Origin of the sequence: Flavobacterium sp. UBA6195 (assembly GCF_002422095.1) — a bacterium.
In the GTDB taxonomy this organism is placed as follows: Bacteria; Bacteroidota; Bacteroidia; order Flavobacteriales; family Flavobacteriaceae; genus Flavobacterium.
In genome coordinates this window covers 1-10,111 of sequence record NZ_DITB01000053.1, presented here as the reverse complement: position 1 = coordinate 10,111, position 10,111 = coordinate 1, and the positions used below count along the sequence as shown (strand labels likewise).

General features: G+C 31.8%; 7 protein-coding genes and 1 pseudogene. All 8 read left to right on the top strand.

The features are described 5' to 3' along the window. Positions 1 to 4,047: CusA/CzcA family heavy metal efflux RND transporter (locus B4I81_RS04260; RefSeq protein ID WP_291108040.1), on the top strand; the 4,047-nt coding region annotated here is incomplete at its 5' end. Between the two features lie 11 nt (positions 4,048 to 4,058). Further along, on the top strand, positions 4,059 to 5,348 hold the full coding sequence (locus tag B4I81_RS04255) for an efflux RND transporter periplasmic adaptor subunit (protein ID WP_291108037.1): 1,290 nt from the start codon (positions 4,059 to 4,061) through the stop codon (positions 5,346 to 5,348). Positions 5,349 to 5,388: 40 nt separating this feature from the next. Continuing rightward, entirely contained in the window at positions 5,389 to 5,718 is a 330-nt protein-coding gene (locus B4I81_RS04250; protein ID WP_291108034.1) for a heavy metal-binding domain-containing protein, read from the top strand. 139 nt (positions 5,719 to 5,857) lie between these two features. After that, positions 5,858 to 6,265: an STAS/SEC14 domain-containing protein gene (locus B4I81_RS04245; protein WP_276976192.1), complete on the top strand. Its 408-nt coding sequence runs from the start codon at positions 5,858 to 5,860 to the stop codon at positions 6,263 to 6,265. A gap of 42 nt (positions 6,266 to 6,307) precedes the next feature. Continuing rightward, positions 6,308 to 7,705 (top strand): dihydrolipoyl dehydrogenase, encoded by a 1,398-nt coding sequence (gene lpdA, locus B4I81_RS04240; RefSeq protein WP_291108031.1) that lies wholly within the window; start codon positions 6,308 to 6,310, stop codon positions 7,703 to 7,705. A 28-nt stretch (positions 7,706 to 7,733) separates the two neighbouring features. Then, positions 7,734 to 8,201, top strand: coding sequence for an MgtC/SapB family protein (locus B4I81_RS04235; protein WP_276976199.1), 468 nt, complete (start codon positions 7,734 to 7,736; stop codon positions 8,199 to 8,201). Between the two features lie 32 nt (positions 8,202 to 8,233). After that, the gene (locus B4I81_RS04230; protein WP_276976202.1) at positions 8,234 to 9,133 is read left to right on the top strand and encodes a cation diffusion facilitator family transporter; all 900 of its coding nucleotides are present in this window, start codon (positions 8,234 to 8,236) and stop codon (positions 9,131 to 9,133) included. A 248-nt stretch (positions 9,134 to 9,381) separates the two neighbouring features. Continuing rightward, positions 9,382 to 10,111: pseudogene (locus B4I81_RS04225) on the top strand (heavy metal translocating P-type ATPase); the annotation flags it as partial.

Below are 10,111 nucleotides of genomic sequence, written 5' to 3'. Positions count from 1 at the left end.
GATATTTATTGGGCAAGAGCACAAATAACAGAACGTATTAAAGAAGCAGAAAATACCATACCAAAAGGTGTTGGAACTCCTGAAATGTCTCCAGTAAGTACAGGTTTAGGCGAAATATACCAATATGTAGTATTTCCCAAAAAAGGGTACGAAGAAAAATACAACGCTACTGATTTAAGAACCATTCAAGATTGGATAATAAAGCCCCAATTAATCGGTACAAAAGGTGTAGCTGAAGTAAATACTTTAGGTGGAAACCTAAAACAATATGAAATAGCTGTTGTTCCAGACAAGCTAAGAAGTATGAATACAACCATCACTGAAATATTTGAAGCATTAGAAAATAATAATGAAAATACAGGTGGTGCATACATAGATAAAAAACCTTATGCTTATTTTATTAGAGGTGTCGGAATGGTCAGTAGCATCGACGATATAAATAAAATAGTGGTTAAAAATCAAAACGGAATTCCTATTCTTATTCGTGATGTTGCAAAGGTTCAAATAGGTAGCAGTATTCGTTATGGTGCAGTTACAAAAGATGGAAAAGGCGAAGAAGTGTCAGGAATGGTAATGATGCTTAAAGGTGAGAACAGTGGTGAAGTAGTTAAGGTGGTTAAAGACAAAATGGAACAAATCAAAAAATCACTTCCCGAAGGTGTAGAAATTGAGGCGTTTATGGACAGAACCGTTTTAGTAAACAAAGCTATAAGTACAGTTCAAACTAATTTAATTGAAGGAGCATTAATAGTTATTTTCATTTTAGTATTACTACTTGGTAATTGGAGGGCAGGTTTAGTGGTTGCTTCGGTTATTCCATTGGCATTATTATTTGCCATTTCTATGATGAAACTTTTTGGAGTTAGTGGTAATTTAATGAGTTTAGGTGCTATCGATTTTGGGCTAATTGTAGATGGTGCGGTTATCATTGTAGAAGCTATAATACATCGACTCCAAGTTAGTAATAAAGGCAAACTCACCACTCAAGAAATGAATGACGAAGTATATCAAGCATCATCAAAAATTAGAAGTAGTGCGGCTTTTGGAGAAATAATAATCTTAATTGTTTATCTTCCTATCTTAGCTTTAGTAGGTATCGAAGGAAAAATGTTTGGTCCAATGGCACAAACGGTTTCTTTTGCCATATTAGGAGCATTTATATTGTCTTTAACGTACGTCCCTATGATGTCGGCTTTGGCATTAAAAAAACAAACAGGACATAAAAAGAATTTTAGCGATAAAATTATTGATGCTATCTATAATTTTTACACTCCAATTTTAGAAAAAGCACTACAAGTTAAAGCAGCAATTATTGCGGTTGCCATTGGTTTATTTGTTGCAAGTTTATTTGTTTTCAATTCGTTGGGTGGTGAATTCATTCCTACATTAGATGAAGGTGATATTGCAACGCATTTAATCATTGCATCAGGTAGTTCATTATCTCAAGAAGTGGAAGCAACCACGCAAGCAGAAAAAATATTAAGAGATAAGTTTCCCGAAGTAAAAATGATTGTAACCAAAATTGGTTCGGCTGAAATTCCTACTGATCCAATGCCTATTGAAGCAGGAGATATGATTATTCTCTTGAAGGATAAAAGCGAATGGACTTCCGCAGAAACAAAAGAGGAACTAATGGAAAAAATGGAACATGCTTTGTCAGATATTCCAGGTGCGTTTACTGAGTTTTCCCAACCTATTCAAATGCGTTTTAATGAGTTAATGACAGGTGTAAGAAGTGATGTTGCCGTTAAAATTTTTGGTGACGATATTGATATGTTAGTTAGCAAAGGTGAAGAAGTAGTGCAGTTAATTAATGGTATTGAAGGTGTTTCAGATGCTAAAGCAGAACGTGTAGCAGGTTTACCACAAATAACAATTAGATACAATAAAGATAAATTAGCATTATATGGTTTAAAAATTGGCGACTTAAATAAAGTTGTTCGTATGGGTTTTGCAGGAGAAACAGCAGGAGTTGTATATGAAGGCGAAAAACGTTTCGATTTAGTTGTACGATTAGATAATGATAGTCGAAAAGATATTGAAAATCTAAAAGCTCTATTTGTAACCTTACCATCAGGTAGTCAAATACCTTTAGAACAAATTGCAGATGTAAAATATGAAGATGGACCAATGCAAATTTCTCGTGAAAACGGAAAACGTAGAATTGTTGTAGGTTTCAATGTTCGTGGTGCTGATGTAAAAACAGTAGTAGAAACCATTCAAGCTAAATTAGACGATAAACTAAAATTACCAGAAGGATATTATACTACTTATGGCGGACAATTTGAAAATCTTATCGAAGCAAACAAACGACTTTCTGTTGCTGTTCCTATTGCTTTAGGATTAATTTTAGTATTACTTTATTTTACATTTAATTCAATCAAACAATCTTTATTAATATTTACAGCTATTCCATTATCTGCCATTGGTGGTATTGTGGCGTTATGGTTACGCGATATGCCGTTTAGTATTTCAGCAGGTGTCGGATTTATTGCTCTTTTTGGTGTAGCGGTATTAAACGGAATTGTTTTAATTGGTTATTTTAATGAACTTAAAAAACAAGGTATGGATAATGTATATGACAGAATAAAGGAAGGAACTAAAGTAAGATTAAGACCTGTAATATTAACTGCTGCAGTAGCTTCTCTTGGATTTCTCCCAATGGCTATAAGTAGTAGTGCAGGAGCAGAGGTTCAAAAACCATTAGCAACTGTTGTAATTGGCGGATTAATAACGGCTACTTTATTGACATTAATAGTTTTACCAATTCTGTATTTATACTTTGAAAAAGGCATAAAAATTAAAAGAAAAACTATGAATAATTCGGCTTTAGTAATTGCTTTTTTACTAGGTTCATTTACTGTTACCGCACAAGAAACTCAGAAACTTGATGTAAAACAAGCACTTGAAATTGGATTAAAAAACAATCAAAATATTCAAGCTTCAGAATTAGAAGTAAAAATGCAAACGCAAATGCAAAAAACAGCATTTGAACTTCCTAAAACGGAATTGTTAGGTACTTTTGGGCAAATAAATTCGCAAGCTCAAGATAAAAATTTTAATATCAGTCAAAGTTTTAATCCTTTTCAAATAAGTGCAAAAAGAAACTTGCTTAAAGAATATAGTAATGCTAGTGCAACTAAATTAGGTGTTTCAAAACAAGAAGTAACCTATTCAATTAGACAATCTTGGAATACCTTATTGTATTATGAAAAAGAAAATGACGTTTTAGAAAAGCAAAATGTGGTAATGCAAAAATTTGTAAAGTCAGCTAATTTAAAGTTTCAAACTGGTGAAACAAATGCTTTAGAAAAAACAATTGCATCGGCTAAACAGCAAGAATTAGAACAAAAAATCAAGCAAAATAAAGCACAAATTGCAATTGAAAAATCAAAGCTAAAAGTAATTTTAGATCTAAAAACTGATTTTATAGCAATAGACACTTCATTTGTGCCATATCCAGCTATGGCAAAAGTTGATAGTTCAATGGTAAAACAAAATCCAATAGTTCAATTAGCAAATCAACAAGTTCAAATAGCGCAAGCAATACATAAAGTCGAAAAATCTGCATTAAGTCCAGATTTTTCAGTTGGTTATTTTTTGCAATCTATTACAGGTAATCAAGATGTAAACGGAACATCAACCTATTATAATAATTCTCCTCAATTTCAAGGATTTACAGTTGGTATTGCAGTCCCTCTATTTGCAGGGAGTAATATAGCAAAAGCGAAAGCCGCAAAAACAAATATTGAACGAGAACAGAAAAATGCAGATTATATAAATCAGCAATTCAAAAGTCATTTAGAACAACAATCAGAACAATTAACCACTTATGGTTCATTAATTGAGTATTATAAAAACACAGCAATGCCAAATGCTAACTTAATCATCAAAAATGCAACAAAAGGGTATCAAAACGGCGATATTTCTTATGTGGAATATGTTCAAAGTATAGAAACAGCAAGTCAAATTCAATTAAATTATTACGAAGCGATTTATAATTATAATCAAACTATAATTACAATTCAATATAGTATCAATCAATAATAAATAATAAAATGAAAAAATCGAATATAATATACGCATCAATAGTAGGAACAATAATTCTTGCTATTATTTTATATTTTTCTTTACGCCATACAGAAGGTGATGGACACGTACATGCAGATGGTGAAACGAATACCGAAGAAAGTCATTCTGAAGAAAAAGAACCAACAACAATTAAAGAAGTGGAATTAAATGAAGCACAGTTTAAAGCATCAAGTATAGAATTAGGTACTTTTTCAGATAAAAATTTAAGCGAAGTAATAAATGTAAATGGTTATACCAAGTTACCTCCACAAAATCAAGCCGATGTTTCAGTTTATACATCAGGAATTGTAAAAACTATTACTATTTCAGAAGGGCAGTATGTAAGTAAAGGTCAAATCATCGCAACAATTGAAAGTCCAGAGTTTACTAAATTACAAGAAGCTTATTTAACTTCAAAGAGCAATTTGGAGTTTTTAAAATTAGAATTTGAAAGACAAAAAACATTAAGCGATGAAGAAGTTAATTCTAAGAAAACATTTCAAAAAACAAAGGCAGAATACGAAATTGAAAGAGCTCGATATAATTCGCTACAAAAACAATTAAATACTTTAAATATTAGTGGTAATGGAAATACTACTGCTACAGTTCCTGTTATTGCTCCAATTTCAGGAAATATTACAGAAATTTATATTAAAATTGGTAGTAATGTTGAAGCTGGTAAACCTTTAATGAATATAGTGGATAATTCTAAATTACACGTAGATTTATTAGTGTATGAAAAAGATTTATTTAAAGTAAAACAAGGACAAAATGTACGTTTTATTCTAACAAATCAAGATAATACTGAAATTAATGGTAAAATATTTAGTGTTGGTAAATCATTTGAAAACGAAACAAAGTCAGTTGCTGTACACGCAGATATTTCAAACAATCAACAAAAATTAATACCAGGAATGTATGTAAATGCACTTATAGATGCAGGAGCAAATACAGTTAAAGCTTTACCTTCGGAAGCTATTATAAAAGCAGATGGTAAAGAGTTTATTTTTGTTTTAGAAGAAGGTCACAAAGAAGAAGTTGCACATGACGAAAAAGAAGGACATAATCACGAAGATGGAGATAAGCATGAAGAAGCTGAAGGAAAAACATTCCATTTTCAACGTATTGAAGTAAAAACAGGAACTACACAATTAGGATATACGCAAGTAACATTACTTCAAAAAATAGAACCTAATGCAAAAATTGTACTAAAAGGAGCGTATTATGTACAAAGTCATTTACTAAAAAGTGAAGGCGGTGGCGGACACGCACATTAATAATATTCAACAATAATTCATCTAAATAAATAAAATTATCATGAAAAAATCAATTTTAATTTTGGCTTTTACCATTGCAACATTAAGTGTAGTTTCTTGTAATAAAAATGAAAAAACAGAAGTTACAACTGAACACGAAGGTCATAATCACAAAGAAGGCGAAGCTCATAAAGTAGCTTATGAATGTCCAATGGATTGTGAAAAAGGAAAAACATACGATAAAAAAGGAACTTGTCCAGTTTGTAAAATGGACTTAATAGAAGCCAAAGCAGATAATCACGAAGGACACGACCATTCGAAAGAAAATCATGATGGACATAATCATTCAGAAGAAGGTTCTGAGAAAAGCCATGAAGGGCATGACCACTAATTAGCTTAATTATAATGAAACTTAAAACAAATATAGATAAATTAGGTACAATAGGGCTTTTCATAACAGCCCTATTCTCCCCGTGTTGTTTCCCTTTTTATCGAACAAAAAGATTCTAAACTTTAAAAATAGTTGAATTATGTTACAGCTTTTAGATTTTACTGGAGAAAATATTATTGCTACAAGAGCGAATGACTTATTGGGTATTAAAGATTATGAAAAAATTCATCCGTTTATTCATAATATTATAAGCACTGGTAGAAAAGTGCGATGGTATTTTGAAATGGATGATGGCTCTGGTTCAGATTCGACTGGTTTTTGGGAAGACGGTATAATTGAAATTGATTATGGCAATATGAAATTTACTCATTCCGATGATATAGAAACTATTGCAATTGTGGGTGATAAAAAGTGGGAAAAGTGTATGCTTTCAATAATGAAACCATTTACAAAGGCAAATCTGAGATATTTTGAATTATCGGAAAAAGAAAAAGCGAAAGAATGGATTATAAATGAAGTAAAATCGAACGAAATTATAACTAAATAAAAATTAGTTTTCTTCCAAATAATATTTATTAAAAATACAAGTATGCAATACAATTTAGCAATTATAGGTTCTGGACCAGGTGGATATGTAGCCGCAATTAGAGCCGCACAGTTAGGATTAACTGTTGCCATCATCGAAAAATACAGTACTTTAGGCGGAACTTGTCTTAATGTAGGATGTATTCCATCAAAGTCATTACTCGATAGTTCCGAGCATTTTTTTAACGCAACACATACATTTGCCGAACATGGTATAAAAACAGGTGCTTTAGAAGCCGATATTGTACAAATGGTAACTCGCAAAAATGGGGTAATCAGAAAAATTAATGACGGAATTAATTATTTGATGCAAAAAAACAAAATTACAGTTTACAATGGTTTGGGTTCTTTTACAGATAAAAATACCATTAAAATTATAAAAACTGACAATACAGAAGAAAGCATAACTGCCGACAATGTTATTATTGCAACAGGTTCAAAACCAACAATTTTACCTTTCATTCCATTAGATAAAAAACGAATTATTACTTCTACAGAGGCATTAAGTCTAAATGAAATTCCTAAAAATCTAATTGTCATTGGTGCAGGCGTAATTGGAGCAGAAATGGGTTCGGTATTTGCCAGATTAGGGTCAAAAATTTCCTTCGTTGAATTTGCAGATGCTATGATTCCTACAATGGATAAAACGATGGGAAAAGAATTGCAAAAATCGATGAAAAAAGATTTCGCACCTAATTTTTACTTCAGTCATAAAGTTATAAAAGTTGAGAATACAGGTAACGAAGTAATAATAACAGCCGAAATTAACGGACAAACTGTAGAAATAAAAGGCGATTATTGCTTGGTAGCAATAGGCAGAAAGCCTTATACAGAAGGTTTAAACATAGAAATACTCGGGATTACTTTAGACAAAGGAAAAATACCTGTAAACGAAGCAACATTAGAAACTGATGTAAAAGGCATTTATGCAATTGGCGATGTAATTCGTGGAGCAATGCTAGCACACAAAGCATCAGAAGAAGGCGTTTTGGTTGCCGAGATTATTGCAGGTCAAAAACCGCATCTCAACTATAATTTAATACCTAACGTAATCTATACTTGGCCCGAAGTTGCCTCTGTAGGTCAAACCGAAGAGCAATTAAAAGAAAAAGGAATAAATTACAAATTAGGAAATTTTCCTTTTAAAGCGCTAGGTAGAGCCGTAGCCAGTGGAGACGAAGATGGATTAGTAAAAGTATTAGTCGATACAACAACCGATGAAATACTAGGTGTTCATATTATTGGAGCAAGAGCAGCAGATATGATTTCAGAAGCGGTTTCTGCAATGGAATTTAGAGCATCTTCTGAAGATATTATAAGAACCAGTCATGCACATCCAACTTATACTGAAGCATTTCGTGAAGCGTGTATGGCAACAAACAATAAAGCAATTCATATTTAAGATTAAAAATTACTGAAACTTTAAAAATATGGATATAAAAATTGAATTAATTATAGTTTCCAAACTTATTGTTTCCTTCCTTTTAGGAGCATTCATTGGTTTAGACAGAGAAAGACACGGTAGAGATGCTGGAATAAGAACTTATGCGGCCGTTTGCATTGGCGCAACATTGTTTACGGCCATTGCAACACATATAATTAATGATACTGGAGCTGCTTCAAGAATTATTGCAAACATTATCACTGGAGTGGGTTTTCTTGGAGCTGGTATAATATATCGCAATAACAGTTTAGGAACATCGCATGGATTAACAACTGCAGCTACCGTTTGGTGTACATCAGCCGTAGGTGTTGCGGTAGGATTAAATATGTTTATCATAGCAATAGTAGGAGCTTTGGTATTATATTTTTTACTTTCATTACACCATCAAAAATGGTATGCAAAATGGAAACAAAAAATGATTCATAAACATGGAGAAGAAAATGAGAATGATTAATATCAGAAAACTATAATTTGAATAAAATAAATATGTCAACAGAAACAACAACATCAGCAGGTAATAAACACAACAAATCGTTAAAAATTGTTTTTACAATAACATTGATATACTTTATTATTGAAGTAATTGTAGGGTTTATGTCAAATAGTTTGGCCTTACTTTCAGATGCAGCACACATGTTAACAGATGTAGCAGGTCAGGCATTGGCACTTTTTGCAATTTGGATGGCTTCTAAACTTCGAAATAGTAAAAAAACGTATGGTTATTTAAGAACTGAAATATTTTCTGCTTTGATTAATGCAATTGTGCTAATATTTATTTCTGGTTATATTTTGTATGAAGCCTGGCAAAGATTTCAAGATCCACCAAAAGTAGCAGGATTCTCAATGTTAATTGTTGCTTCAATTGGATTGATAATCAATTTAATATCTATGAAAATTCTTAAATCGGGTTCAGAAGAAAGCATAAATATTAAAGGAGCATTCTTAGAAGTTGTAGCTGATATGCTCAGTTCTATTGCGGTTATTATTGCAGGAATTATTATTTTGTCAACAGGATGGCTGTTAATCGACCCAATCATAAGTGCGCTAATTGGTTTATTTATTTTGCCCAGGACATTTGGTTTACTAAAGGAATCAGTTGATATTCTGTTAGAAGGTGTTCCCAAAGATGTAAACTATGATGCAGTAGAAAAATACATTTCAAAAAACCCGGGTGTCGATTCCATTCATGATTTGCATATTTGGTCACTAACCTCTGGTGTAAATGCGTTGAGCGGCCATATTATTATGAAACCGGAAACTACCATCACAGAAATGAATGACATCATTTTTAAAATCAAAAAAGAATTGAATTCCAGTTATAAAATAAGTCATACCACATTAGAAGTCCATATAAATAAAGAAGATTACACATCAAATAGTATCTGATCGTCGCCAAAATTCATTATACGGAAACAATGGCATAAAAATTGCATATATGAATCATAGAAATAACATAAAAAATTTAAAAGATGAACAACAGGCTCAATTGCTGGAAATGTGTATTAATGCTATCTGCTTTAATTGGATTGGTTACAAGTTTTCAGGCATAACATTTCGTAAATAAACAAGTTTAGGTTGTAAATAGTAAATAACTATTTTGCAACCTTTTTTTATATAATTTAATAAAGTATAAAATGATAAATAAAGACCCAAAACACGAGCACACTTATGATGCACAAGGTAAAATGATGTGTTGCTCACAGGAAGAAAAAATAAATAAATTAGCGGATAGACCTTTAAAAAAGAAAGTCCAAAAAGAAAGTTGTTGTGGCGATGAGGATAACTCAAAAATAGTAAAAAAACAAAGAGAGGTTCACAATGATGGTCACGATAATGACCAAAACAATCATGAAGAGCATTCAGATGATGATGGACATGACCACGATCATTCAAGCGAGGGAAAATCAACCTTTCAAATGTTTTTACCAGCAATAATAAGTTTCGTTTTATTATTAGTTGCCATTGGTTTTGATAATTATTTTACACAATCTTGGTTTACAGGTTGGGTACGAATTGCTTGGTATCTTGTAGCTTATATTCCTGTTGGAGTTCCTGTTGTTAAAGAAGCTTTTGAAAGTATTAGAAAAGGTGATGTCTTTTCAGAATTTCTGTTAATGTCAATTGCAACAATTGGAGCATTTGCAATAGCTGAATTTCCTGAAGGTGTTGCCGTAATGTTATTTTATGCGGTTGGAGAAGTATTTCAAACTCTGGCAGTTCAACGAGCCAAATTAAATATTAAGGCTTTATTAGACCAAAGACCTGATGAAGTTACTATTTTAGAAAATAATGTAGCTAAAACAATCAAAGCTTCAACCGCAAAAATTGGAGATATTATCCAACTAAAAGCAGGTGAAAAATTAG

What these genes read in the sequence shown, in the direction of transcription:
- B4I81_RS04255 (WP_291108037.1), top strand. Translation starts at nt 4,059, where the DNA reads ATGAAAAAATCGAATATAATATACGCATCAATAGTAGGAACAATAATT.
- B4I81_RS04250 (WP_291108034.1), top strand. Translation starts at nt 5,389, where the DNA reads ATGAAAAAATCAATTTTAATTTTGGCTTTTACCATTGCAACATTAAGT.
- B4I81_RS04245 (WP_276976192.1), top strand. Translation starts at nt 5,858, where the DNA reads ATGTTACAGCTTTTAGATTTTACTGGAGAAAATATTATTGCTACAAGA.
- B4I81_RS04235 (WP_276976199.1), top strand. Translation starts at nt 7,734, where the DNA reads ATGGATATAAAAATTGAATTAATTATAGTTTCCAAACTTATTGTTTCC.
- lpdA (WP_291108031.1), top strand. Translation starts at nt 6,308, where the DNA reads ATGCAATACAATTTAGCAATTATAGGTTCTGGACCAGGTGGATATGTA.
- B4I81_RS04230 (WP_276976202.1), top strand. Translation starts at nt 8,234, where the DNA reads ATGTCAACAGAAACAACAACATCAGCAGGTAATAAACACAACAAATCG.